The sequence below is a fragment of the Microbacterium sp. EST19A genome (genome assembly GCF_019969685.1).
Taxonomy (GTDB): domain Bacteria; phylum Actinomycetota; class Actinomycetes; order Actinomycetales; family Microbacteriaceae; genus Microbacterium.
Window position 1 is genome coordinate 13,220 of record NZ_JAHXYZ010000001.1, and the last position, 25,005, is coordinate 38,224.

Consider the following 25,005-nt stretch of genomic DNA (forward strand, 5'->3'; position numbering starts at 1 on the left):
CGACTGCCCAGCGCCTGCCCAGCCGCGTCGGCTAGCATCGGAAGCGGTCGGAGAACTCCGGCCCCGGACGAGGCAGACCAGTACCCGGTGAGCGAAAAGACTGGTCCGAAAGGACCGATCATGTCGTGGATCGTACTCGTCGTCTCCGGAGTCCTCGAGGCTGTCTGGGCCACTGCGCTCGGCAAATCCGAAGGTCTCACCAAGCTCTGGCCGAGCGTCATCTTCTTCGTCGGACTCGCGCTTTCGATGTTCGGGCTCGCATTCGCGATGCGGGATATCGCCACGGGAACGGCTTATGCCGTGTGGGTGGGCATCGGCGCCTCGCTCACGGTGATCTGGGCGATGGTCACCGGCGATACCGAGATATCCTGGCTGCGCATTCTGCTGCTCATGGGACTCGTCGGGTGCATTGTCGGCCTCAAGCTGATCGACACCGGACACGAATAGTCGTCTTATTTCACCACTGTTCTTGTCTCCGATAAATGTCGGCGGTAGTGTGCGTCGCATGGCAAGAAGAATTGTGCACCAACTTGTAGACGACATCGATGGCAGCGTGCTGGAGGTCGGAGAAGGCGAGACAGTGCATTTCTCGCTGAACGGCACCTCCTACGAGATCGACCTGAATGCGGCGCACGTGGAGGAATTGCGTAAAGCATTCGAGCCGTACATCTCGGCCGGTCGTCGCGCCGGCTCATCCGGATCGGCCCGCACGTCGGCCCCGCGCAAGCGACCGGCACGAAATCCCGAAGTCGCCGCGATCCGCACATGGGCGAACAGCAACGGCTACACCCTCTCGGAGCGCGGCCGGATCCCCGCCCCCGTGGTCGAGGCGTACAACGCCGCCCACTGATCTGAGACAGCACCGACCTGAGACGGCGGAGTGACGCACCTGGTGTGCGTCACTCCGCCGTCTTCGTCAACCAGGCCTCGTCGCGGAGAGTGATCTCGTCGGTCATGTCGGCGAGGAACCGGATCACCACGTCCCGCTCCTCCCGACTCAGGCGCGCCGCCGCGTAGAACCGCTTCGCCTGCTGACGCCCCACGGTCTCCATGGCCGCATGGCGCGTCTCCGGAGTGATCGTGATCGCCAGGGCTCGACGATCCGTCGGATGAGGCGCCCGGTGGATGTGGCCGCCGTTCTCGAGCCGGTCGAGCAGCTTGGTGGTCGCCGCCGTCGAGATCCCGAGATGATGAGCGATGCCGCTCGGCGTCGCGACCAGCTCGCGGTTGGCGCACACGATGAGGTAGTGCAGGGCACGCATATCGGTCTCGTTGAGACGCATGTAGCGTCGCGACGCCTGCGAGAGTCGCTGCTCCGCATCGCGCAGTCCCCCGAGCGCTTCCATCACGGCGGCGATCTGCCGGAGGTCCTCGGGCGGAACGCCGGTTCGATCGACCAGAGTGCTGCGTGGATCGCTGGACTCCACGTCGTAGATCGCGGCGTGACGGAGACCATCCGGCGCACCGGAGGCATTGGCCAGCTGCGCGCCGACGCGCGGGGTGGTGCCAGCCTCCGAGTCCATGCGATCATGTTACACACGAAGAGTTTCATGCTAAGTTGATTACTTACCAAGTTAGCGAAATCGGTGAGCGGAGGGATGCCATGGATAATGTGACACTCCTCGCTGATGACGGGACGGTCATCGGCACCCGTCCGAAGAGCGAAGTCCACACGACCGACACCCCGCTGCACCTCGCCTTCTCCTGCTACGTGTTCGATACTCGAGGCCGTCTGCTGGTGACCCGTCGCGCTCTCGGCAAGCGCACGTGGCCGGGCGTCTGGACGAACAGCTTCTGCGGCCACCCGCGGCCCGACGAGCAGATGTCCGCGGCGGTGCGACGCCATGGCCTCCACGAACTCGGCCTGGAACTGAGCGGCCTCCGCGAGGTCCTCCCCGACTACCGGTATCGCGCCATCGACGCGAGCGGCATCGTCGAGAACGAGATCTGCCCGGTCCACGTCGCCGTCGTCGACGGCGACCCCTCCGGCGACCCCGACGAGGTCGCGGAATGGGCGTGGGTCGAGGTCGACGACCTCGTCGATGCGGTCGCCCGCGCACCGTTCGCCTTCAGCCCATGGATGGCTGAGCAGCTCCCCCGGCTCCGCGCCATCGGAGAGGTCTGACCGATGAGCACCACGGCGACCGAGGAAGATCTCGGCATCCGGATCGAAGAGGCGCTGCGACACCGCTTCTCAGAGCGCCGGTCCGCGGCCGAGCAGTACGGCACGGAGTTCGTCGCTCTCTGGCAGGCAGCCGCAGAGCACGCGCTCGGCGGCAAGCTGATCCGCCCGCGACTGCTGATCGATCTGCTGCGCTCCCTCGCGCCCGCCGATCTCACGACCGTCGAGGTCGCGCGCGCCGTCGACGTGGCCGTGCACGTCGAGCTGCTCCACTTCGCGTTCCTCCTCCATGACGACGTCATCGACGGCGACCTGATCCGCCGCCGACGTCCGAACCTGATCGGGTCGTTGGTCGAGCGCCGGTCGTCCGAGCCCGCGGAGCCGGCGCTGCACTGGGCTCGATCGAGTGCGATCCTCATGGGCGACCTCCTGCTCGCATCGGCGGTGCTGGGATTCGCGCGAGCCGACGTCTCCCCCGATGCGCGCGTTCGTCTCCTCGCCCTGCTCGAGCAGACGATCTTCGAGACCGTCGCGGGCGAGCACACCGACATCGGACTGAGCGACGGCATCATCCCGCCCGACCTGCGCACCATCCTCTCGACCAGCGCCTACAAGACGGCGACCTACTCCTTCGTCCTCCCGCTGCGCGCGGCGGCGGTGCTCGCCGGCTCCTCACCCGCGGCCGAGGAGCAGCTCACCGCGATCGGCCGGCACCTCGGGCTCGCGTACCAGCTGCAGGACGACCTCCTGTCGGTGTTCGGCGATCCCGGTGCGCACGGCAAGGACGCCTTCTCCGATCTGCGCGAGGGCAAGGAGACCGCGATCATCGCCTACGCGCGCATGACCGGGCACTGGCCGAGCATCGAGCTGCGCTTCGGATCGGTGGACCTCAGCGACTCCGACGCGGCCGACATCCGCGACCGCCTTCGCGAGTGCGGCGCCGAGAAGTTCGTCCGCAGCCTCGTGCAGGAGCAGCTCGGAGCCGTGTCCGCCGTTCTCGCCGAGGCGGAGTCCACCGGTACCCTCTCCCGTGCCGCCGGGCGGACGATCCTCGGACTCACGTCGCGCATCGAAGGCCGCTCGGTATGACGGGCAGCCCTTCGAGTCAGGGCGACGGCGCCCTTCGTCGTTTCAACCGCACGGCCGAGATCGCCACCACCGGCGTGATCCGCGCGTACTCGACCTCGTTCGGCCTCGCGACACGACTCCTCGGCAGGCGCCACCGTCAGCACGTGCGCAACATCTACGCCATGGTGCGCATCGCCGACGAGATCGTCGACGGCGTCGCCGCGGAAGCGGGACTCGACGTGACGGCGCAGTCGGCGGCGCTCGCGTCGTACATCGCCGAGACGCACCGCTCGATGCGCAGCGGCTACAGCAGCGACCTGATCCTGCATGCCTTCGCGCGCACGGCCCGGGAGTGCGCCATCGGGGAAGACCTGACGCAGCCGTTCTTCGATTCGATGACGGCCGACATCGAGTCCGACGCGGGATTCGCCGCCTACGACGCCGACGCGCACGCGAGTTACGTGTACGGCTCGGCGGAGGTCGTCGGCCTGATGTGCCTGCAGGTGTTCCTGCGTGGAGCGGTGCGGACGGATGCCGAGCGCGAGACCCTCGTCCGCGGCGCACGCCAGCTGGGAGCGGCGTTCCAGAACGTGAACTTCCTGCGCGACCTCGCCGACGACACCGACCGCCTGCACCGCGGCTACCTGGGCGGCTCCGCACGCCTCACCGACGCCGATCGCGATGCCTGGGTCGAGACCGTGCATCGGCAGCTGGCCGACGCCCGCGAAGCGATCCCGCTGCTCCCCAAGGATGCGCGCGCGGCCGTGCGCAGCGCGCTGGCCCTGTTCGCCGCCCTCACCCGCCGCGTGGCGCACACACCCGTCGAGGTGCTGTACCGCACCCGTGTGCGCGTGCCCGATCCGGTGAAGGCCGGCCTGGCCGCGCGTGCGCTCATCGTCACCGCCCTGGAGCGGGACAGATGAGCCGCGTGACCGTGATCGGCGCGGGCGTGGCAGGGCTGGCCGCCGCCGGTCTGCTCGCGCGCGACGGACACGACGTCGTCGTGCTCGAGAAGAACGATCGCATCGGCGGCCGCGCGGGCACGGTGGAGCGCGACGGGTTCCGGTTCGACTCCGGCCCCTCCTGGTATCTGATGCCGGAGGTCTTCGACCACTACTTCGCGATGATGGGCACGACCACCGACGCGCAACTCGACCTCACCCTGCTCGACCCCGGCTACCGCGTGTTCCGCGCCCCGGATGCCGAGGGCTCGGCGAGCGCATCCGTCACGGTTCCCTCGGGTCGCGCCGCCGTGTCGCGGCTGTTCGAGTCGCTGGAGCCGGGGTCCGCTCCGGCTCTCCAGGATTACCTCGACTCGGCGCACGAGGCGAGCACGATGGCGGAGAAGCACTTCCTCTACAACCCGTTCACGCGGCTCCGCACGCTCATGGCTCCCGAAGTCCTCGGGGCACTCCCCCGACTGTTCTCGCTGCTCGGCACACGTCTCCAGTCGTTCGCGGCGCGCCGGTTCCGGCATCCCGTCATCCGTCAGATCCTCGGATATCCCGCCGTCTTCCTCGGCACCGACCCGCGCAGCGCACCCGCGATGTACCACCTGATGAGTGCGCTCGACCTCGACCAGGGCGTCAGCTACCCGCAGGGCGGCTTCTGGCGGGTGGTCGAGCGCATCGGCGAACTCGCCCGAGACGCCGGCGTCCGTATCGTCACGGATGCCGAGGTCACCGGCATCCGGACCGACACAGGTGCCGACAGCCCGAAGGTGACGGGCGTGAGCTGGGTCGACGTCGACGGCGTCACGCACGTCGAGGACGCCGACATCGTCGTCTCGGCGGCGGATCTGCATCACACCGAGACGGCGCTGCTCCCTCGCGGACTGCAGTCCTACCCGGAATCCTGGTGGGAGCGCCGCACGAGCGGTCCGGGCGGCGTGCTCGTGATGCTCGGCATCCGCGGCTCCCTGCCGGAGCTTCCGCATCATTCCCTCTTCTTCACCGACGACTGGGACGACAACTTCGACGCGATCTTCGGCGACACCCCGTCCATCCCGTCCCCCGCATCGACGTACGTCTGCCGTCCGAGCGCGACCGACCCGGATGTCGCTCCCGCCGGGCACGAGAACCTGTTCGTGCTGGTCCCGGTCCCGGCCGACGTCGACCTCGGCCACGGCGGCTCGGACGGGGCAGGTTCCCCCGACATCGAGCGCGCCGCCGATGCCGCGATCGACATGATCTCGACGTGGGCCGGGGTGCCCGACCTCCGCGAGCGCATCGTCGTGCGCGAGACGACAGGACCTGCCGACTTCCGGGACGACTACAACTCGTGGCGGGGCGGCATGCTGGGGCCGGCGCACATCCTCACGCAGAGCGCGATGTTCCGCGCTCAGAACGCCTCGCGGCGTGTTCGCGGGCTCTACTACGCCGGCGCGACGACCGCACCGGGGGTCGGCGTGCCCATGTGCCTCATCAGCGCCGAGATCGTCCTGAAGCGCGTGCGCGGCGATCACTCCGCCGGCCCGCTCCGGGAGCCCGCGCGGGAGCCGGTCGGCGAGGAGTCCGTCTGATGGGCGCGCTCTACCTCGGAGCCCTGGTGCTCTTCTCCGGATGCATGCTGCTGCTCGACCGGCGTTTCCGCCTTTTCTTCTGGAAGGACGCGGTGTCGGCGGCCATCGTGACGGTCGTCGGGTTCGTGTTCTTCCTGGCCTGGGATGTCGCAGGCATCGCCGGTGGGATCTTCTTCCGCGGCGAGGCGGCCATCGCGACGGGCCTGGTGCTGGCACCGGAGCTGCCCATCGAGGAGCCCGTCTTCCTGCTCTTCCTCGTGCTGTGCACGATGGTGATCTACACCGGAGCCGTACGGCTGCTCGCACGCCGGAGCACGCGGCGCGTGCCGCGCACCGAGCAGGAGGCACGGCAGTGACCTACCTCCAGCTCGCCGCGTGCTTCCTCGCCCTCGCCGCGATCGGCGGCATCGTGCTGACGCTCGCCTCCCGTCGCCAGGGACCCCGTCCGGTCGCGGTGATCCTGACGCTCATCGCCCTCTTCGTGCTCACGGCCGTGTTCGACACCGTCATGATCGCGAGCGGACTGTTCCACTACTCCCCCGACCATCTGGCCGGGCTGCACATCGGGCTCGCGCCGATCGAGGACTTCGCGTATCCGCTCGCCGGTGTGCTGCTGCTGCCCGCGCTCTGGGCCGCGCTGCGCGCCCGGCGGCGAGCGCAGCGCCACCGGGTCGACCGCGACGCGCAGGAGCGCTCATGAGCGCCGAGCCCGCGCCCGCCCGCACCCTCGGGCGGGATGCCGCCCAGATCGTGCTCTCATCCCGCCCGATCAGCTGGATCAACACGGCCTTCCCGTTCGCCGCGGCGTATCTGCTCAGCACCCGAGAGGTCGACCTCACGCTGATCATCGGCACGCTGTACTTCCTGATCCCCTACAACCTCGCGATGTACGGGATCAACGACGTCTTCGACTATGCGTCCGACCTGGCCAACCCGCGCAAGGGCGGCATCGAGGGCGCCCTCCTGGCACCCCGCATCCATCGGGCGACGCTCTGGGCCGCCGCCGTGACGAACATCCCGTTCCTGGTGTACCTCGTCGCCGTCGGCGATCCGGCGAGCTGGGTCTGGCTCGCCGTGAGCGTGTTCGCCGTGATCGCATACTCCGCGCCGGGACTGCGTTTCAAGGAGAGGCCCTTCCTCGACTCGGTGACCTCGAGCACGCACTTCGTGAGCCCCGCGATCGTCGGGCTCGCCCTCGCCGGCGCACAGGTCACCCCCGGTGCGGTCATCACGCTCGCCGCCTTCTTCCTCTGGGGGATGGCAGCGCACGCGTTCGGAGCGGTGCAGGACATCGGGCCGGACCGCGAGGGAGGGATCTCGTCGATCGCCACCGTCATCGGGGCGCGGGCGACCGTGCGGCTGGCGCTGGGGCTCTGGGTCGTGGCGGGAGCCTCGATGATCCTCACTCCCTGGCCGGGGCCGCTCGCGGCCCTCCTCGCCCTTCCCTACGTGGTCAACGCCGCACCGTGGTGGAACGTGACCGACGAGACCTCCGCCACGACGAACCGCGCGTGGCGCCGGTTCATCGCCCTCAACTACTTCGCCGGCTTCCTCGCGACGATGATCCTGATCCTCGCGTGGATCTCCTGACTCCGAACGGCCTCCCTCCGAAAGGAACCCCGATGTCCCGCCCTGATCGCGCGCCCGCTCCGTCGACCCGAGAGCGTTCACGACGCCACTCCTGGGTCCGCGTGCTCATCCCGGTCGCGCTGATCCTGGTGTGGCTCGCCGGCGCGTCGTTCGGCGGACCGCTGTTCGGCAAGGTCGACGAGGTCTCCTCCAACGATCAGACGACGTACCTCCCCGAGTCGGCCGACGCCACCCAGGTGCAGAAGCTGCTCGGCGAGTTCAACGACAGCGACTCCATCCCGGCGATCGCGGTGTTCACGTCGGAGGACGAGCTCAGTGCGAGCGACCTCGACGCGATCTCGGATGCCGTCGCCGACGCGCCCGCCGTCGAGGGGATCGGCGACGACGTCTCTCCGGCGCTCCCTTCCGACGACGGGCGGGCGGTGCAGGCGTTCATCCCGATCCAGAGCGATGCCGAGCTGGCGGATGCCACGGCGGCGCTCGGCGAGGAGCTGCGGGCGGCCGTCCCCGAGGGCATCACGGTCTTCATCACGGGTCCTGCCGGGTTCAGCGCCGATCTCGTCGCCGGGTTCGCGGGCATCGACGGCCTGCTCCTCGGCGTGGCGCTCCTCGCGGTGCTGGTGATCCTCGTGCTCGTGTACCGGTCGTTCCTGCTGCCGCTGGTCGTGCTCGCGACGAGCCTCTTCGCGCTCTGCGTCGCACTGCTCGTGGTCTGGTGGCTCGCGAAGTTCGAGGTCCTGCTGCTCAGCGGTCAGACCCAGGGCATCCTGTTCATCCTCGTGATCGGCGCGGCGACCGATTACGCGCTGCTGCTGGTCGCGCGGTTCCGCGAGGAGCTGCGCACGGCTCAAGACAAGGGCACGGCCGTTATGGCCGCCTGGAAGGGCTCCTTCGAGCCCATCGTCGCCTCGGGCGGCACGGTGATAGCCGGGCTCCTCTGCCTGCTGCTCAGCGACCTCAAGTCGAACAGCACCCTGGGCCCCGTCGCGGCGATCGGCATCGTGTTCGCGATGCTCGCGGCCCTGACGCTGCTGCCGGCGCTGCTGCTGCTCTGCGGTCGTGCCGTCTTCTGGCCTCGCCGTCCGAAGTTCGAGCCCGACGTCGTCGAGGCCGAGCACGGGATGCGCACCACCGGCCTGTGGGCCCGTCTGGCGAACCTGATCAAGCGGCGTCCGCGCGTGATCTGGATCGTGACGACCGTGATCCTGCTCGCCGGTGCCGCGGGCGTGACCCAGCTCGACGCGGTCGGCGTGCCGCAGTCCGACCTCGTGCTCGGCGCCTCCGAGGCGCGCGACGGGCAGACGGCGCTGGGCGAGCACTTCCCGGGCGGCTCGGGCAGCCCGGCGTACGTCGTGGTCGCCGAGGACCGGTTGCAGGACGCAGCCGACGTCCTGCTCGCGAGCGACGGCATCGACGGGGTCTCCGTCACGGCCGCCGACTCCCCCAGCGGTACGGCGACGGTGACGGAAGACGGTCTGACGGCCGTGGGTCCTCCCGGTACGCCCGCGCCCGAGCCGACGGTCGTCGACGGCGACGTCCTGCTGCAGGCGACGCTGACGGATGCCGCGGACTCCGATGCCGCTGCATCCACGGTCCGCGAGCTGCGTGGCGAGCTGAACGATCTCGATGCCCTGGTGGGCGGCGTCACGGCGACCTCGATCGACACGAACGACGCGTCGATCCACGACCGGAACCTCATCATCCCGGTCATCCTCGTCGTCATCATGTTCATCCTGATGCTGCTGCTGCGGTCGATCCTCGCCCCCGTGCTGCTGATCCTGACGACGGTGCTGTCCTTCGGCACGGCGATGGGCGTCTCGGCGCTCGTCTTCGACGGGATCTTCCGGTTCCCCGGCGCCGACCCCGCGGTCCCCCTGTTCGGCTTCGTCTTCCTCGTCGCGCTCGGCATCGACTACAACATCTTCCTGATGACCCGCGTGCGAGAGGAGTCGCGCGCGCACGGCACCCGCGAGGGCGTGCTCCGCGGACTCTCGATCACCGGAGGGGTGATCACGTCGGCCGGCCTCGTGCTGGCGGCGACCTTCGCGGCGCTCTCGGTGATCCCGATCCTGTTCCTCGTGCAGCTCGCGTTCATCGTCGCGTTCGGCGTGCTGCTCGACACGTTCGTCGTCCGCTCGCTGCTGGTGCCCGCTCTGACCTACGACATCGGGAAGGCCATCTGGTGGCCGTCGAAGCTCTGGCGGCACGGCGAGAGATAGCGCTGGGTGCCCGCGACAGGATTCGAACCTGCGACCTGCCCTTTAGGAGAGGGCTGCTCTATCCCCTGAGCTACGAGGGCGCACCCCAAGTCTAAGGGGCCGCGGCCCGCACCGACGGCTCCCCGCTCACGCGGCGAGGGCGAGGTACGGCTCCCATCGAGGATCACTGCGCTCGGTCCCGCGCACCGTCCATGCGGTGCCGTGCGGGGGGCGCGGCGTGAACCGCAGCTGCCACCGCATCTCCTGCGGCGTCCGGTCGCTCTTGACGTTGTTGCAGCGCAGGCAGCAGGCCACGAGGTTCTCCCACGAGTCGGCTCCGCCGCGTGAACGCGGAAGCACGTGGTCGATGGTGGATGCGGCCTTCCCGCAGTACCCGCAGCGGTGATTGTCGCGGCGGAGCACGCCTCGTCTGGTCACCGGAACCCGTCTGCTCGTCGGCACCCGCACGTAGCGGGACAGGATGATCACCGCGGGGCGTTCGTACACGCCGTGACTCCCCCAGACGGGATCGTCTTCCACGCGTTCGATCACTGTCGCCTTGTCGTTCATCACGAGCACGAGGGCTCGCTTGAACGACACGATCGCCAGCGGCTCGTATCCGGCATTCAGGACCAGTGTGCGCATTCGTCATCCTCTCGATCCGCCGGGACGGCTTCCCGGCACTCTCGACTCACACGAGGTCGCGCAGACGGCAGAGCGTTCGCAAGGACGAAAAAAGGCGCCGTCTAAAGACAGCGCCTTTCGCGCACGGCAACGCCGTGGCATCCCTGCGGGCTATGCAGGAGGACGTGACGATCGAGACCATCCATGGTTCGGATGCTCGATATTCGGTCCATCTGCCTCTCCCGCCCGTACGACAACGGGTTCAGGCTAACCCATGCAGCTGTATGCGGGGCGAAACGACAGGTGAACGGACGGGAGCGTGTCCCGGGATCAGTGGAGGATCAGCCGGCGTTCGCGGCGAGCCAGGAGTACGGCTCGACCATTCCGCCGTTGATCCACACCTCGAAGTGGAGGTGGTTCGCCGTGGATCGGCCGGTGCTGCCCACGAAACCGATGAGCTGTCCTGCGGCGACGGTCTGCCCTGCGGCGACCTGACGCGTTCCGTAAGTCATGTGACCGTAGGTGGACTGCACCTGCTGGCCGCCCACGACGCTGTCGATCATGATGCAGACGCCGTAGCCGCCGATGCTCTCGGCCGAGGCGCGGACGACGCCGGCAGCGGTGGCATAGATCGGGGTCATGGCGGGAGCGAGCATGTCGGCTCCGTTGTGACCGCCGCCGATCGTGCGGCCCTGCGAGTACGAGCCGCCGGGAAGCGGATAGCGGACCTCACCGGATCCGGGCGAGACGAGAGCGTAGCCGGCGGTGTTGAACCGGGTGGAGGCTGTCGAGGCAGCAGCAGCGCGGGCCGCAGCAGCAGCCTCGGCCTTCTTCTTCTCGATCTCCTCGGGAGTCGTCGCGGTGAAGGTGCCGCGGCTCAGCGGCGCGGCCGTCGCCTGCGAGGCGACCACGAGCGACTGCGCATCGACGGCAGCGAGCTGCTGGAGCGTGGTCGTGGCTGCTTCGGACGGCTTCGACGTGGCGAACGCGGGAAGCGCGATCCCTGCGACGAGTGCTCCGACTGCTCCGAAGATCGCGATGGATCGGAGTGGCTTGACGGCCTTTCGACCACCCACGCGCGCGCCGTTGCGGCGGGCTGGTGATCGGTCTTCAGATGTCTTCTTCGCGGTCGGTTCGATGTCTGCGGCCAAAACTTGATCCTCCTGGGCCCACGCGCTTTCGGGTAGCGCTGGCTCGTCGGCACTCTGCTTCTCGTGGCACGAATGTAGCTCGGGGTACTTTGTGCGTTCCTGCCGTGAAGACGACGAGCCTGGAAGGCGATCTTCTCGGTTCATCACCAGCGGGCTTCTTCGCTGGCGACCTGTCCGAGGTTACCGGAAGATAACGATCGTGTCACCCCGGGAACCTGACAATCGACGCAGAGCCCGGAATTCCGGCGCGGATCAGGCCGGTTCGCCGACCAGGAAGATGTGCGAGGCGAGCTCGACCGGCAGCTCGAGGCCGTCTTCCTTGCCCTCCATCTGGATGAGGACGTAACCCTCGCTGAAGCGGAAGTCGCCGCGAGCACCGGGCATGACACCCGCATCGCGCAGCTGCTCGAGGAGTTCGGGGTCGACCTGTGCGGGCTCGGCGAGGCGGCGAACGGTGCCGTCGATCGGCGCGCCGGCCGCGTTGAGCTTCTGGACGAGGCCGATGACACCCTCGTCGAAGGTGCGCGCCGGCAGGTCGCCCAGCTGGTCCAGGCCCGGGATCGGGTTGCCGTAGGGAGACTCGGTGGGGTGGCCGAGGAGCTCGACCAGACGCCGCTCGACCTGCTCGCTCATCACGTGCTCCCAGCGGCAGGCCTCTTCGTGCACGAAGGCCCAGTCCAGCCCGATCACGTCGGACAGCAGGCGCTCGGCGAGACGGTGCTTGCGCATGACGTCGACGGCCTTGCGGCGCCCCGCATCGGTGAGCTCGAGCGTGCGATCCTCGGAGACGACGACGAGGCCGTCGCGCTCCATGCGGCCGACGGTCTGCGAGACCGTGGGGCCGGAGTGCCCGAGGCGCTCGGAGATGCGCGCCCGCAGCGGAACGATGTTCTCCTCCTCGAGCTCGAGGATGGTGCGGAGATACATCTCCGTGGTGTCGATCAGATCGGTCATGTGAAGGCCCTCCGAGATTCTTAGGCAAGCCTACATTCCCGGAGGGACATCGGATCCGCAGCCGGTGAAGGACGCCGCCGCGCGCCCCTTAGAATCGACGCATGGCGATCGAGATTCCCGGTGACCTCCTGCCCGCTGACGGCCGTTTCGGCTGCGGCCCCTCGAAGGTGCGTCCCGCGCAGCTCGAGGCGCTCCTCTCGTCGGGCGCGACGATCCTCGGCACCTCCCACCGCCAGGCACCTGTGAAGAACCTCGTCGGCAGCGTGCGCGAGCAGCTGGCCGCCCTCTTCCGCGTGCCGGAGGGCTACGAGATCCTCGTCGGCAACGGCGGCTCCACCGCGTTCTGGGATGCGGCGGCCTTCGGCCTCATCGAGCACCGCAGCCAGAACCTCGTGTTCGGCGAGTTCGGCGGCAAGTTCGCCGCCTCCGCCGGCGCGCCGTGGCTCGACGCACCCGACGTGCGCAAGGCCGAGCCGGGCTCGCGCACCGCGGCCGAGATCGTCGAGGGCGTCGACGTGTACGCCTGGCCGCACAACGAGACCTCGACCGGCGTCGCCGCCCCCGTCGAGCGCGTCCACGCAGACGGAGCACTCACGGTCATCGACGCGACGAGCGCCGCCGGCGGCATCGACTTCGACGTCACCCAGGCCGACGTGTACTACTTCGCCCCGCAGAAGAACCTCGGATCCGACGGAGGGCTGTGGTTCGCTGCGGTCTCCCCCGCTGCGATCGAGCGCATCGAACGGATCGCCGCCTCCGGCCGCTACATCCCCGAGTTCCTCAGCCTGAAGAACGCCGTCGACAACTCGAGGCTGAACCAGACGCTCAACACGCCGGCGCTCACGACGCTGCACCTGCTCGACAGCCAGCTGAGCTGGATCCTCGGCAACGGCGGACTCGCCTGGGCGGCCGGCCGCACGGCGGAGTCCTCCACCGTGCTCTACGACTGGGCAGAGGCGTCCGCAGTCGCGACGCCGTTCGTCGCGGACGCCGACCACCGGTCGCCCGTCGTCGTCACGATCGACTTCGACGAGAGCATCGATGCGGCTTCGATCGCGAAGACGCTGCGCGCCAACGGCATCGTCGACACCGAGCCGTACCGCAAGCTCGGTCGCAACCAGCTCCGCGTGGCGACCTTCGTCTCCATCGAGCCCGACGACGTGCGCCAGCTCACCCGCGCCCTCGACTACGTCCTGGAGAACCAGGGGGCCTGAGCCCCCGCGTCACTCCTCTTCGTGGGCGTCGTCGTCCGAGTCGTCGTCGAGAGGGCCGTCGTCGTCGGACTCTTCCGCGTCCACGTCGTCGTCCTCATCGTCGTCGAAGCCGTCGTCTGCGGAATCCTCGTCGGACACGCTCGGGTCGAGTTCGTCGATGTCGACGCCGTCGACGTCGCCGGCGTGCAGCACGGTGGCGGGAGCGTCGTCGTCCTCATCGTCGTCGAGGTCGTCGTCCTCATCGAGGTCTTCGGCATCCTCATCGTCGATGTCGTCGATGTCGTCATCGACGCCCTCGCCGGATTCGGCAGCCTCGGAGGCCGCCTGCTCGGCGAGCTCGACCTGGTGCGCGCGGTAGTCCGCGAGACGCTCGGCCCACGGCACCCACTCGGGCGCGAGGAGGGCGCCGTCACCGGGAAGCAGCTCGACCTCGAGCACTGTCGGATCCTCGTCGTCCACGCGGGCGACGGTCACCGTCCAGTACCAGCCGGGATAGCCGGGCAGCCGGTTCTCGAAGCGCAACGACACCGAGCCGTCGTCTTCGAGGAGATAGCCGGCGGCCGGCCCGATCGACGTCGCCGGAGTGATCTCGCGGAGAGCGTCCAGCGCGAGATCGTGGGCGTCGAGGAGACGCGCGTCGGCGTCAGGCTTCGAGGTCATCGGCGACCTTGCGCAGGACGGCCGCGATCTTGCGGCCGTGACCGGACGACGGGTAGCGCCCACGGCGCAGGTCCCCGCCGATGGTGTCGAGGAGCTTCACCAGGTCCTCGACGATGATCGCCATGTCGTCGGCGGGGATCCGCTTGGCCTTCGACAGGCTCGGCGGCGCCTCGAGCACCCGCACCGAAAGGGCCTGCAGGCCGCGCTTCCCGTCCGCCACTCCGAACTCCACGCGCGCACCGGCCTTCACCGCGGTGCCCGTGGGCATCGCGGAAGCGTGCAGGAAGACGTCCTGGCCGTCATCGCTGGCGATGAAGCCGAAACCCTTGTCTTCGTCGTAGAACCTGACCTTGCCGGTGGGCATGGGAGAACCTCGCTGAAATCGATATGCAGAACGGGGCACGCGCTGATGCGCGCACACTCCCAGCCTACCGGTCACCGGGCCGGCGGAATCGAGGGCCCCGTACGAGTAGGCTGAGACGGATGAGCACGCAGAACACCGAACCGGAGGTTCCCGTCCGCCGGCTGGACAACATCCTCGCGTTCACCGCGCTCGGAATCGGCGCGGCATCCGTGATCTGCTTCTTCGCCATCATCATCGGCACCGCGGTGGGCATGGATCAGTCCGCCTTCGGCGAGGGTCTGTGGCCGCTGGTCGCGGCGATCCCGTTCTGGGGCCTGCCGGTCGCCTTCGTGATGATCATCACGTTGCTCGTGATGAGCTTCATCCGAAAGGGGCGCGCGGCATCGCGTTCCTGAGGCATCGCCCATGAGCACTCACGCACGACCGCTGGCGGATTGGCTGGCCGCGGCGAGCGATGAAGCGCTGCATCACCTCCTGTCCTCTCGCGGAGTGCGACCCGACGTCGCGTGGCAGGACTTCTTCGACACGGCCGAGGCTCTGCTCGACCCGACGGCGCTGACGAAGATCCTCCCGACGCTCACGGCAGCGGAGGCGACGGCGCTGCTCCGGGCACTCGCCGGCGAGGATCCCGGCCCCGAGCGCGAGGCGCTGACCGCGCTCGCGCTGCTGCGACCGGACGGCACCCCCTACGCCCCGCTGATCCCGGTGCTCGCCGGGCGCTCCGTCCCCGAGGGCCTCGAGGCAGCCGCGCCCGGCCCCGCTTCGGAGACGACGTCGGCACATGCCGCGGAACGCGCGTTCACCACCGTGGCCGTGCTCGCCGACGTGCTGCTCATCGCCAGGGAGGCGCCGTTCGCCCTGCTGGCCGGCGGCACCATCAGCGCCGGTGAGAAGAGGCAGCTCACGGAATCGGGCATCTCCGCCGAGATCGTCGACGCGCTCCTCAGCATCGCGATCGACGCACGGCTCGCCGTCGCCGCCGACCGCCGGCTCCGCACCACCGCCGTTGCGGAGACCTGGCTGCGCTCGTCCGTGGCGGAGCGATGGACCCTTCTCGTGACCGCCTTCCGCGATGCCCTGCCGCGCGGCGTGCGCTCGGCCGACGGCGGATGGATCCCGCCCGAGGCCTGGCCGGTCGCGCATCCGTGGGATCCGTCGTGGCCGGAGCGCTCCCGCACGCTGCGGGAAGCGGCGCGTCTGCTCGGCCTGGTCGCCGAGGACGGCACAGAACCGGAGTGGGCCGCGACCGTGCGCCGGGGCGAGAGCGCCGATCCCTCCGCCCTCGTCCGACTCCTCCCGACCGAGGTCGATCGCATCTTCCTGCAGAACGACCTCACCGCGATCGCCCCCGGGCCGCTGGTGCCCGCACTCGATGTGCGACTCCGGGCCATCGCCGCCCGCGAGTCGGCCGCGCAGGCATCCTCGTACCGCTTCACGTCGGAATCGATGGCGCACGCCTTCGTCGCCGGCGAAACCGAGGAGTCGATCCTCGAGTTCCTCGACCAGATCTCGCTCACCGGCATCCCGCAGCCGCTGAGCTACCTCGTCGCGCAGACCGCGCAACGGCACGGCCTGGTGCGCGTCTCCACCGACGACGAGACCGGGCGCACCCGGATCGAGAGCACCGACCTGCACCTGATCCAGGCCATGGCCGTCGACCAGTCCCTGCGCCCGCTCGCCCTCGCGGCCCACGCCGACTCGCTCACCACGCGGGTCGGACGGGAGACCGTGTACTGGGCGCTGACCGATGCGCGCTACCCGGCGACACTGGTCGGGCCCGACGGTGCCATCCCGGTGCGGGAACGGCATCCCGCACCCCAGGTGTCCACGGATCCGGTCGCTGAAGCCGACCTGGGTGCCCTGATCTCCCGCCTGCGCGCCCACCAGGGACCGGATGCCGACGCGGCATGGCTCGACCGCGAGCTCGAGGCGGCGGTGCGCGCCAAGGCGGTCCTGCAGGTCACGGTGGGCATGCCGGACGGGTCGACCAGAGAGCTTCTGCTCGAAGCCACCGGGATCGGCGGCGGCCGCCTCCGCGGTCGGGACCGTGCCGCCGATGTCGAGCGCACCCTCCCGGTGTCGAGCATCCTGGCGGCTTCGGTCGTCGCACCGTAAGCCCCCACCCTCCCGCGCCCGGTAAACTGGTCAGCTATGTCTGATGGCCCCCTGATCGTCCAGAGCGATCGCACCGTGCTCCTCGAAGTCGCCCATGCCGACGCGGAGAGCGCCCGGCACGAACTCGCGATCTTCGCGGAGCTGGAGCGTGCCCCCGAGCACATCCACACCTACCGGATCACCCGGCTCGGTCTGTGGAACGCGCGGGCCGCCGGGCACACCGCCGAAGACATGCTGGAGACGCTCGACCGCTGGTCGCGCTTCCCCGTCCCGCCGTCGGTCGCGGTGGATCTCCGCGAGACCGTCAACCGCTACGGCCGACTGGTGATCGAGCGCGACGACGAGGGCACCCTCATCCTGCGCTCCTCCGACCCGGCCGTGCTGACGCAGGTGGCGAACAACAAGCGCATCCAGCCCCTGCTGATCGGGCACCCGAACCCTGAGACGTTCGTCGTCGACGCGTGGGCGCGCGGTCAGATCAAGCAGGAGCTGCTGAAGATCGGCTGGCCCGCCGAGGACCTCGCCGGCTACACCCCCGGCACGCCGCACGAGATCGACCTCGCCGAGGACAGCTGGCACATCCGTCCGTACCAGCAGGATGCGGTCGACGCCTTCTCGAAGGACGGCTCGGGCGTCGTGGTGCTCCCCTGCGGCGCGGGCAAGACGATCGTGGGCGCCGGGGCCATGGCCGCGACGAAGACCACGACGCTGATCCTCGTGACCAACACCGTCTCGGCCCGGCAGTGGCGCGACGAACTGCTCAAGCGCACCAGCCTGACCGCCGAGGAGATCGGCGAGTACTCGGGCCAGGTCAAAGAGGTCAAGCCGGTCACGATCGCGACCTACCAGATCCTCACGGCGAAGCGGAAGGGCGAGTACGCCCACCTGGCGCTGCTCGACGCGCTCGACTGGGGCCTCATCGTCTATGACGAGGTGCACCTGCTCCCCGCTCCCGTGTTCAAGCTCACCGCCGATCTGCAGGCTCGGCGCCGCATCGGCCTGACCGCCACGCTCGTGCGCGAGGACGGCCGCGAGGGAGACGTCTTCAGCCTGATCGGCCCGAAGCGGTTCGATGCGCCCTGGAAGCAGATCGAGGCGCAGGGGTTCATCTCCCCCGCCGCCTGCTACGAGGTGCGCGTCGACCTGCCGCCGAGCGACCGGCTCGAGTATGCGGCAGCGACCGACGACGAGCGGTACCGCCTCGCGGCATCCGCTCCGGCCAAGGTCCAGGCGGTGCGCGAGCTCATCGCGAAGCACCCGGGCGAGCGCATCCTCGTGATCGGCCAGTATCTCGACCAGCTCGAGTCGCTCTCCGCGGCACTGGACGCTCCGCAGATCACCGGCGCGACGCCCGTGGATGAGCGCGAAGAGCTCTACCGCGCGTTCCGGGAGGGCGACATCTCGCTGCTCGTGGTCTCGAAGGTGGCGAACTTCTCGATCGACCTGCCCGAGGCATCCGTCGCCATCCAGGTGTCCGGATCCTTCGGCTCGCGTCAGGAGGAGGCCCAGCGTCTCGGGCGCCTGCTGCGCCCCAAGCAGTCGGGGCACACCGCGAGCTTCTACACGCTCGTCGCCCGCGACACGATCGATCAGGACTACGCGCAGAACCGCCAGCGCTTCCTCGCCGAGCAGGGGTACAGCTACACGATCATGGACGCCGACGCGATCGCGGCCTGAGCCCTCCGAGCCGCGCCGTGCGGCTCAGCCGTGGAACACAGGCTCGAGTCGATGCGTGCCGTTCGCGCCGGCGGATGCCGTGATCGGCGCCGGGACGGTGCGCACCACCCCGAGCCGGCGCGCCCACCGATCGGCGAGCAGCGCGTAGACGACCATCGCCGCGGCAGAGCCGAGCAGATCGATCGGCGTGCCCGACGTGGCATTGGCATCGACCATGCCGACGGAGCCGAACAGGAAGATGAGCGCATTGTTCACGATGTGCAGCGAGATCGCGGCCTCGAGGCCGCCCGTCCTCCACGTCAGCCAGGCGGCCACGATCGCGAAGACCCCCACACTCGCTGCGCCCCAGACGTCGTATCCGTGACCGAGGATGAACAGCGGCACCGGCAGCAGGATCGCGAACGCCGGATGCCGCAGCCACCCGCCGACGAGCTGCATGAGGTAGCCGCGGAACACGTACTCCTCGGCTGCCGCCTGGAACGGGATCAGCAGCAGGACGAGCAGCACCATGATCCAGAGGTTCGGGTGCGAGAAGTCCGGGGCGATGTCCGTCCCGGTCGCGGCCGTCACCCCGAGCGACACGGCGAAGTACACCGCGAAGACTCCCAGGGCCAGCAGCAGGCTCTTGCCGAGCCAGCCGAGACGCAGCCGCCCGGTGACCGACGACAGCAGACCCACCCCGCGTCCCTCCACGATGCGCGAGGCCAGCAGCAGCGCCGGGATCATCAGGATCAGGGGCAGCACGAGGGCGATGAGGAGCCACGGGCGGTCGAGGTCGAAGAACTGCATGGTCCCCATCAGGATCTGCAGCTCGGCACCCCATTCCGGGATCAGCGCCGAGGCGACCCCGACGGGCACCATCACGACGAGCAGGATCGCCGCGTAGAACGCGACACCCAGAACCCCGGTCAGCAGCATCCGCCACCAGCGATACCTCGGGCGCAGACGGGCGAGCTGGTGGAACGCGATCTGATCGGCGGATGCGGGGGCGGGGGCGGCGGTGTCGTCCTCGGTCGAGCTCATGCGTCGATCCTTCCGGGTGCGCCTGTGGATCGCATCCGACCACGGGATGATTCCGCCCCCGGAGGGGGCGACTCCGCGCCGTTCCGGACAATAGTCAGCATCCGCATGGCCGAAGTCACCATAATGGGGACATGACTGATGCGCGCATCCTGGTCGTCGATGACGAACCCAACATCCGCGACCTGCTCTCCACGGGTCTCAGCTTCGCCGGGTTCCAGGTGAAGACGGTGGCCAATGGCGCCGCCACGATCTCGGCTGTCCTCGAGGAGGAGCCCGACCTCATCATCCTCGACGTCATGCTTCCCGACATGAACGGGTTCAGCGTGACCAAGCGCCTCCGCGGCGCCGGATTCACGGCTCCCATCCTGTTCCTCACGGCGAAGGACGGCACCGAGGACAAGATCGAGGGACTCAACGCGGGCGGCGACGACTACGTCACCAAGCCGTTCAGCCTCGATGAGATCGTCGCGCGAGCGCAGGCGATCCTGCGCCGCACGATGCAGGCCGACGAGGAGTCGATCATCCGCGCCGGCGAACTGTCGATGGATCAGGACACGCATGACGTCCATGTCGGCAAGGAGGCGATCGAGCTCAGCCCGACCGAGTTCAAGCTGCTGCGCTATCTGATGCTCAACCCGAACCGCGTGCTGTCGAAGGCGCAGATCCTGGACCACGTCTGGGAGTACGACTTCAACGGCGACGCCGGCATCGTGGAGAGCTACATCTCGTACCTCCGTCGCAAGATCGACCCGCACACCGAGGAGTCGCTGATCCAGACCAAGCGCGGCTTCGGCTACATGCTCAAGGTCGGCAAGACGGTCTGACGACCGCAGAATCCTGGACGCCGTTCACCGGCGCAGACGCCGCACACGGGAGGACCGCATGGCGCACAAGCCCGATGCGGTCACCGGCTGGTGGCGGCGGACGAGCCTCAGGGCGAAGGTCACCGGCGTCACGGTCGCGGTTCTCGCCCTCGGTCTGCTCGTCGCCGGAATCGGCACGGTCCCGATCCTTCGCTCCGCGCTCGTCGGGAACATCGATGCGCAGCTGCCCGCGCTCGTCTCCAGCGACCTCGCTGAGCGCTACTTCGACATGACGAACGTCGAGGGCGACACCATCTACACACCGCGCGACCAGCAGCCGCGCGACTTCGCCTTCGCGATCTACGACGGTGCCGGCGTGCTGCAGGCATCGACCGCCATCTCGGAAGAGGGCCCGGTCTTCCCGGAGAGCTACTCCGTGCAGCAGGCGCAACTGGCAGCCGACTCCGTGTTCGATCTCCCCGGCGCCGACGGTTCGGTGTACCGCGCGTCCGTCGCCACGGTCACCGGAGACGGCGGCGTACTGCGCACACAGCTGGTCGCGATGCCCCTCGCCGAGGTCGACCGCATCATCAGCCAGTACTTCGGCATCTACATCACGATCGCGCTGATCACGATCCTCATCGCTGCGCTGCTCACGCGCGGACTCGTGACCCTCACGTTCCGCCGGCTCGGTCAGGTCGAGGCCACGGCCATGTCGATCGCCGCCGGCGACTTCCGCCAGAGGCTCACGGACCTCGAGCCGACCACCGAGGTCGGCCGCCTCAACAGCGCGATCAACACGATGCTGGACCGTGTCGACCGCTCTCTCGCCCAACGGGATCGCACGGTGCAGCACATGCGCCGGTTCATCGGCGACGCCAGCCACGAGCTGCGCACCCCGCTCGTCAGCGTGCGCGGCTATGCGGAGCTGTACCGGATGGGGGCGATCCAGGGCGAGGAGGACACGGCGCGCGCCATGGAGCGCATCGAGAAGGAGGCGATCCGCATGGGGGTCCTCGTCGAGGATCTGCTCGCGCTCGCCCGTCTCGACGAGGAGCGGGAACCGGCGATCGAACCGCTCGATCTGCGCCCGATCGCCCGCGACGCGGCGCTCGACCTCCGCGCGGCGGCCCCGGGGCGCACCGTGACCGTCATCGACCGCACCGTCGAGGTCATGGCACCCGTGCTCCCCCGGATGGTGACGGAACCCGAGCCGCAGACGGCGTCGACACCCGCGCACGGTCCTCGTGGCCTCTCCCGCGGCGCCCTCGCGAGGCTGCGTCGCCGTCCGCGACCGACGGAGCAGGCGCCCACCATCGACTTCTCCGAGGTGCCCGACATCCCGGTGCGCACCCCGCCGATCGTGCTGGGCGAAGACAACAAGGTGCGTCAGGTCGTCACGAACCTCCTGGGCAACGCCCGCCGCTTCTCCCCCGAGGACGGCCCCATCGAGATCGTCGTCGACTCCGATCGGGTGCAGGGCACGGGGAGCATCGCGGTCGTCGATCACGGCGAGGGCATCCCGCCGCAGATCCGCGAGCAGATCTTCGAGCGCTTCTGGCGTGCCGACACGTCGCGCGCCAGGGAGACCGGCGGATCGGGGCTGGGACTGGCGATCGTGGCGTCGATCGTGAAGGCCCTGCACGGGTCCGTCACCGTGTCGGAGACTCGGGGCGGCGGCGCGACGTTCACCGTCACGCTCCCCCTGGCCCCCTCGCGGGCGACGCCGGCGCACCTGCTCGAAGACACGCAGCCCCTCGACCGCCTGGAGCTGTAGCAGCCCTGCACCGGCGGCGCCCGCGCTCGCTTGTGCACAGTCGGTGGCGGATCGCCGGGCGAGGCCGGATGCCGCGTCTCGCTCGCGCCTAACGTCGGAGCTCCAACGAGAAGGAGTTCCCATGTCTGTCTTCACCGTCGACACCGATGCCGTCGAGTCCGCGCACGCGGCGACCAGAGCAACGATCGAGCGCCTGCGGAGCGAGTCCGCGACGCTGATGGCGCAGCTGCGCCAGCTGCAGTCGTCGTGGATGGGTAACGCGTCGAACGCGTTCCAGGGCTGCGCCGAGCAGTGGCAGGGCACGCAGCTGCAGGTGGAGCAGGTGCTCGACTCGATCGGCACCTCGCTCGGCTCCGCGGCCGTGCAGTACGCGGATGCCGATCAGTACTCGGCGAGCCTGTTCCGCTGAGCCGGTCCTCGCCAGAGGCCGGAAACGCAGAACGCCCCCGGCCGGAGCCGGGGGCGTTCTGTCATGCGAGGTGGATCAGAAGTCCATGCCACCCGACGGGTCGCCCATCGGGGCCGAAGCCTTCTCGGGCTTGTCGGCGACGACGACCTCGGTCGTGAGGAAGAGAGCCGCGATCGATGCAGCGTTCTGCAGAGCCGATCGCGTCACCTTCGCCGGGTCGATGATGCCTGCGGCGAACATGTCGACGTACTCGCCCGTTGCCGCGTTCAGGCCCTGGCCCGAGGGAAGACCCGAGACCTTGTTCGCGACGACACCCGGCTCGAGACCGGCGTTCAGCGCGATCTGCTTCAGCGGAGCCTCGATGGCGACGCGCACGATGTTCGCGCCGGTCGCCTCGTCGCCCGTGAGCGAGAGAGCGTCGAGAGCCTTGGTGCCCGACTGGATGAGCGCGACGCCACCACCGGGGACGATGCCCTCCTCGACGGCTGCCTTCGCGTTGCGGACGGCGTCTTCGATGCGGTGCTTGCGCTCCTTGAGCTCGACCTCGGTCGCGGCACCCGCCTTGATGACGGCGACGCCACCGGCGAGCTTGGCGAGACGCTCCTGGAGCTTCTCACGGTCGTAATCGCTGTCGGTGTTCTCGATCTCGCGACGGATCTGCGTGACGCGACCCTCGATCTGCTCGGCCTCGCCGGCACCCTCGACGATCGTGGTCTCGTCCTTGGTGACGATGACCTTGCGTGCACGACCCAGCAGGTCGAGCGTGGCGTTCTCGAGCTTCAGGCCGACCTCTTCGGTGATGACCTGACCACCGGTGAGGATCGCGATGTCCTGCAGCTGCGCCTTGCGACGGTCGCCGAAGCCGGGAGCCTTGACGGCGACCGACTTGAAGATGCCCTTGAGCTTGTTCAGCACCAGGGTCGCAAGGGCTTCGCCCTCGACGTCCTCGGCGATGATGACGAGCTCCTTGCCGTCCTGGATCACCTTGTCGACGATGGGCAGAAGGTCCTTGATGTTCGAGATCTTCTGGTTCGCGATCAGGATGTACGCGTCCTCGAACACGGCCTCCTGGCGGTCGGGGTCCGTGACGAAGTACGGGTTCAGGTAGCCCTTGTCGAAGCGCATGCCCTCGGTGAGCTCGAGCTCGGTGCCGAAGGTCTGGGACTCCTCGACGGTGACCACACCCTCCTTGCCGACCTTGTCGATCGCCTCGGCGATGAGCTCGCCGATCGCGGGGTCGGCGGCAGAGATGGAAGCGGTCGCGGCGATCTGCTCCTTGGAGTCGATCTCCTTGGCGCTGGCGAGCAGCTCCTCGGTGATGGCCGCGACGGCCTTCTCGATGCCGCGCTTCAGCGAGATCGGGTCGGCGCCGGCCGCGACGTTGCGCAGGCCTTCGCGGACGAGCGCCTGAGCCAGGACCGTGGCGGTCGTGGTGCCGTCACCGGCGACGTCGTCGGTCTTCTTGGCGACCTCCTTGACGAGCTCCGCGCCGATCTTCTCGTACGGGTCGTCGAGCTCGATCTCCTTGGCGATGGAGACACCGTCGTTCGTGATCGTGGGGGCGCCCCACTTCTTCTCGAGGACGACGTTGCGGCCGCGCGGGCCGAGGGTCACCTTGACCGCGTCGGCGAGGATGTTGAGGCCGCGCTCGAGGCCGCGTCGGGCCTCCTCATCGAAAGCAATGATCTTTGCCATGAGTTTTTTCGTCCCTCCTGGACGTAGACGTTGGGTTTAGCACTCAGAGTAAGAGAGTGCTAACGCCATTCTGGCACTCGACCCCTTCGAGTGCAAGCCGCCGGGGGCGGGGCGTTTCCCGATGTCAGGAGGCGGGAGTCTCGGCGGGCGTCTCGGGCACGGTGGTCGCCCGATCGAGGCCGACGACGATCGTCATCTGCTTCGAGCCCGTGTCGTTCAGCGCCGCGTAGAAGTCGCTCTGCTGCACCTCGGCACCGCCGATCACGCCGGCCAGCCCGATCGCCGCGAGCTCGTCCTCGTCGGCGACGTAGTAGACGGTGGTGGTCGCGAAGTCCTGGCTCGCGCTGTCGCTCGCGTAGACGCTTCCCGCTGCCCAGCCGTTGTTGATCAGGTCCTCGCGCAGCAGCGTGTCCAGCCCCTCCTCGGGCGTCGCATTGAGGATCATCACCGAGATGGTGGTGTCCACGACCCCGGTCTCCTCGGGAGTCGGCACGGAGGTCGGCGCCGCCTCGGGGAAGAGGGAGATGCGTCCCATGACCACGAGCGAGCCGAAGATGCCGGCGATGATCAGCACGAGGGCGGCCACGAAGGACCACAGCAGCACGACCCAGCCGTTCATGCCGGGGGCTTCCGCACGGTGCGCCCCTACGCGTCCGGAGGAACGGGGGACGTCATCGAAGCGATCGCGACTGGGCTTGGACACCCCTCGATGCTAGCGGCACGTTCCTGTCAATCGCTTCCGCGGCACGGCCGGGAACAGGTGAGCCTGCCGGATCAGCCCACGAAACCCGGGGTGCGTGCGGTGCGGCGGGTGGCACGGGTGTCGCGGAGCCGACGGAGCCTGCGCACCAGCATCGGGTCGTATTCGAGCGCGATGTCGGACTCGATCAGGCGCCCCAGCAGCTGGTAGTAGCGCGCCGCGCTCATGCCGAGCTGGGCACGGATGATCTCTTCCTTCGCGCCGCCGTGCCGCGGCCACGACGACTCCAGGGCGAGGATCGCGCGATCGCGCTCCGTGAGGTCTCCGAGCATGGCTCCAG

At 68.9% G+C, this 25,005-nt stretch carries 27 protein-coding genes, 1 tRNA gene and 1 riboswitch; of the genes, 17 read left to right on the forward strand and 11 right to left on the reverse strand.

The annotated features are described in order from the left end of the window. Positions 1-43: 43 nt before the first annotated feature. Positions 44-109: riboswitch (guanidine-III (ykkC-III) riboswitch) on the forward strand. A gap of 11 nt (positions 110-120) precedes the next feature. Further along, positions 121-447, forward strand: a complete 327-nt coding sequence (locus tag LC452_RS00075; protein WP_223622016.1) for a multidrug efflux SMR transporter — start codon at positions 121-123, stop codon at positions 445-447. Between the two features lie 58 nt (positions 448-505). Continuing rightward, complete coding sequence (locus tag LC452_RS00080; protein ID WP_223622017.1) at positions 506-850, forward strand: Lsr2 family protein; 345 nt, start codon at positions 506-508, stop codon at positions 848-850. Positions 851-899: 49 nt separating this feature from the next. On the opposite strand, the gene LC452_RS00085 is transcribed toward LC452_RS00080, so the two are convergent. After that, positions 900-1,523, reverse strand: coding sequence for a MarR family winged helix-turn-helix transcriptional regulator (locus LC452_RS00085; RefSeq protein WP_223622018.1), 624 nt, complete (start codon positions 1,521-1,523; stop codon positions 900-902). Between the two features lie 80 nt (positions 1,524-1,603). Here LC452_RS00085 and idi point away from each other — a divergent pair, with 80 nt between their 5' ends. Genes idi through LC452_RS00125 form a run of 8 tightly spaced genes read left to right on the forward strand, consistent with a single transcriptional unit; the run spans position 1,604 to position 9,520 of the window. Continuing rightward, positions 1,604-2,125, forward strand: coding sequence for an isopentenyl-diphosphate Delta-isomerase (idi, locus tag LC452_RS00090; protein ID WP_223622019.1), 522 nt, complete (start codon positions 1,604-1,606; stop codon positions 2,123-2,125). Between the two features lie 3 nt (positions 2,126-2,128). After that, positions 2,129-3,211, forward strand: a complete 1,083-nt coding sequence (locus tag LC452_RS00095; protein WP_223622020.1) for a polyprenyl synthetase family protein — start codon at positions 2,129-2,131, stop codon at positions 3,209-3,211. After that, positions 3,208-4,113: a squalene/phytoene synthase family protein gene (locus LC452_RS00100; protein WP_223622021.1), complete on the forward strand. Its 906-nt coding sequence runs from the start codon at positions 3,208-3,210 to the stop codon at positions 4,111-4,113. Before LC452_RS00095 ends, LC452_RS00100 begins: the two co-directional genes overlap by 4 nt. Further along, positions 4,110-5,711, forward strand: a complete 1,602-nt coding sequence (crtI, locus tag LC452_RS00105) for a phytoene desaturase family protein (protein ID WP_223622022.1) — start codon at positions 4,110-4,112, stop codon at positions 5,709-5,711. The genes LC452_RS00100 and crtI overlap by 4 nt, the downstream gene beginning before the upstream one ends. After that, positions 5,711-6,067 (forward strand): lycopene cyclase domain-containing protein, encoded by a 357-nt coding sequence (locus LC452_RS00110; protein ID WP_223622023.1) that lies wholly within the window; start codon positions 5,711-5,713, stop codon positions 6,065-6,067. The genes crtI and LC452_RS00110 overlap by 1 nt, the downstream gene beginning before the upstream one ends. Next, positions 6,064-6,411: a lycopene cyclase domain-containing protein gene (locus tag LC452_RS00115; protein ID WP_223622024.1), complete on the forward strand. Its 348-nt coding sequence runs from the start codon at positions 6,064-6,066 to the stop codon at positions 6,409-6,411. The genes LC452_RS00110 and LC452_RS00115 overlap by 4 nt, the downstream gene beginning before the upstream one ends. Then, positions 6,408-7,301 carry a prenyltransferase gene (locus LC452_RS00120; RefSeq protein WP_223622025.1) on the forward strand — a complete coding sequence of 298 codons (894 nt, stop codon included), beginning with the start codon at positions 6,408-6,410 and terminating at the stop codon, positions 7,299-7,301. Before LC452_RS00115 ends, LC452_RS00120 begins: the two co-directional genes overlap by 4 nt. Positions 7,302-7,333: 32 nt before the next feature. Continuing rightward, on the forward strand, positions 7,334-9,520 hold the full coding sequence (locus LC452_RS00125; RefSeq protein WP_223622026.1) for an MMPL family transporter: 2,187 nt from the start codon (positions 7,334-7,336) through the stop codon (positions 9,518-9,520). Between the two features lie 3 nt (positions 9,521-9,523). Here the strand turns inward: LC452_RS00125 and LC452_RS00130 are convergent. The 4 genes from LC452_RS00130 to LC452_RS00145 form a co-directional block, all read right to left on the reverse strand. Next, positions 9,524-9,601 (reverse strand) — tRNA-Arg (locus tag LC452_RS00130). Between the two features lie 45 nt (positions 9,602-9,646). After that, positions 9,647-10,144 carry an HNH endonuclease gene (locus LC452_RS00135; protein ID WP_136054396.1) on the reverse strand — a complete coding sequence of 166 codons (498 nt, stop codon included), beginning with the start codon at positions 10,142-10,144 and terminating at the stop codon, positions 9,647-9,649. A gap of 320 nt (positions 10,145-10,464) precedes the next feature. Continuing rightward, positions 10,465-11,199: a M23 family metallopeptidase gene (locus tag LC452_RS00140; RefSeq protein ID WP_223622027.1), complete on the reverse strand. Its 735-nt coding sequence runs from the start codon at positions 11,197-11,199 to the stop codon at positions 10,465-10,467. A 327-nt stretch (positions 11,200-11,526) separates the two neighbouring features. After that, positions 11,527-12,228, reverse strand: a complete 702-nt coding sequence (locus tag LC452_RS00145; RefSeq protein ID WP_136054394.1) for a metal-dependent transcriptional regulator — start codon at positions 12,226-12,228, stop codon at positions 11,527-11,529. A 101-nt stretch (positions 12,229-12,329) separates the two neighbouring features. Here LC452_RS00145 and serC point away from each other — a divergent pair, with 101 nt between their 5' ends. Then, on the forward strand, positions 12,330-13,442 hold the full coding sequence (serC, locus tag LC452_RS00150; protein ID WP_223622028.1) for a phosphoserine transaminase: 1,113 nt from the start codon (positions 12,330-12,332) through the stop codon (positions 13,440-13,442). Between the two features lie 9 nt (positions 13,443-13,451). Here serC and LC452_RS00155 read toward each other — a convergent pair whose 3' ends face one another. Beyond that, positions 13,452-14,102, reverse strand: coding sequence for a DUF3027 domain-containing protein (locus LC452_RS00155; protein WP_223622029.1), 651 nt, complete (start codon positions 14,100-14,102; stop codon positions 13,452-13,454). Further along, positions 14,086-14,466: a cold-shock protein gene (locus tag LC452_RS00160; protein ID WP_116635891.1), complete on the reverse strand. Its 381-nt coding sequence runs from the start codon at positions 14,464-14,466 to the stop codon at positions 14,086-14,088. The genes LC452_RS00155 and LC452_RS00160 overlap by 17 nt, the downstream gene beginning before the upstream one ends. A 119-nt stretch (positions 14,467-14,585) precedes the next feature. Here LC452_RS00160 and LC452_RS00165 point away from each other — a divergent pair, with 119 nt between their 5' ends. Genes LC452_RS00165 through LC452_RS00175 form a run of 3 tightly spaced genes read left to right on the forward strand, consistent with a single transcriptional unit; the run spans position 14,586 to position 18,258 of the window. After that, a complete protein-coding gene (locus tag LC452_RS00165) occupies positions 14,586-14,861 on the forward strand; it encodes a multidrug ABC transporter ATPase (protein WP_223622030.1) in 276 nt (91 codons plus the stop codon). A 10-nt stretch (positions 14,862-14,871) separates the two neighbouring features. Next, positions 14,872-16,581, forward strand: coding sequence for a helicase-associated domain-containing protein (locus tag LC452_RS00170; protein WP_223622031.1), 1,710 nt, complete (start codon positions 14,872-14,874; stop codon positions 16,579-16,581). A 36-nt stretch (positions 16,582-16,617) separates the two neighbouring features. Continuing rightward, positions 16,618-18,258 carry a DNA repair helicase XPB gene (locus LC452_RS00175; RefSeq protein ID WP_223622032.1) on the forward strand — a complete coding sequence of 547 codons (1,641 nt, stop codon included), beginning with the start codon at positions 16,618-16,620 and terminating at the stop codon, positions 18,256-18,258. 24 nt (positions 18,259-18,282) lie between these two features. On the opposite strand, the gene LC452_RS00180 is transcribed toward LC452_RS00175, so the two are convergent. Then, positions 18,283-19,281 carry a CPBP family intramembrane glutamic endopeptidase gene (locus tag LC452_RS00180; RefSeq protein WP_223622033.1) on the reverse strand — a complete coding sequence of 333 codons (999 nt, stop codon included), beginning with the start codon at positions 19,279-19,281 and terminating at the stop codon, positions 18,283-18,285. Between the two features lie 131 nt (positions 19,282-19,412). Here LC452_RS00180 and LC452_RS00185 point away from each other — a divergent pair, with 131 nt between their 5' ends. From LC452_RS00185 to LC452_RS00195, 3 genes are all read left to right on the forward strand, one after another. After that, entirely contained in the window at positions 19,413-20,105 is a 693-nt protein-coding gene (locus LC452_RS00185) for a response regulator transcription factor (RefSeq protein ID WP_116635886.1), read from the forward strand. Positions 20,106-20,163: 58 nt separating this feature from the next. Beyond that, the gene (locus LC452_RS00190; RefSeq protein ID WP_223622034.1) at positions 20,164-21,861 is read left to right on the forward strand and encodes a cell wall metabolism sensor histidine kinase WalK; all 1,698 of its coding nucleotides are present in this window, start codon (positions 20,164-20,166) and stop codon (positions 21,859-21,861) included. A gap of 121 nt (positions 21,862-21,982) precedes the next feature. After that, positions 21,983-22,270, forward strand: coding sequence for a WXG100 family type VII secretion target (locus tag LC452_RS00195; RefSeq protein WP_223622035.1), 288 nt, complete (start codon positions 21,983-21,985; stop codon positions 22,268-22,270). Positions 22,271-22,345: 75 nt separating this feature from the next. On the opposite strand, the gene groL is transcribed toward LC452_RS00195, so the two are convergent. From groL to LC452_RS00210, 3 genes are all read right to left on the reverse strand, one after another. Next, a complete protein-coding gene (gene groL / locus LC452_RS00200) occupies positions 22,346-23,965 on the reverse strand; it encodes a chaperonin GroEL (RefSeq protein ID WP_223622036.1) in 1,620 nt (539 codons plus the stop codon). A 124-nt stretch (positions 23,966-24,089) separates the two neighbouring features. Beyond that, complete coding sequence (locus tag LC452_RS00205) at positions 24,090-24,668, reverse strand: LytR C-terminal domain-containing protein (RefSeq protein ID WP_223622037.1); 579 nt, start codon at positions 24,666-24,668, stop codon at positions 24,090-24,092. Positions 24,669-24,739: 71 nt separating this feature from the next. Continuing rightward, complete coding sequence (locus LC452_RS00210) at positions 24,740-24,997, reverse strand: DUF3263 domain-containing protein (protein WP_223622038.1); 258 nt, start codon at positions 24,995-24,997, stop codon at positions 24,740-24,742. Between the last annotated feature and the right edge of the window lie 8 nt (positions 24,998-25,005).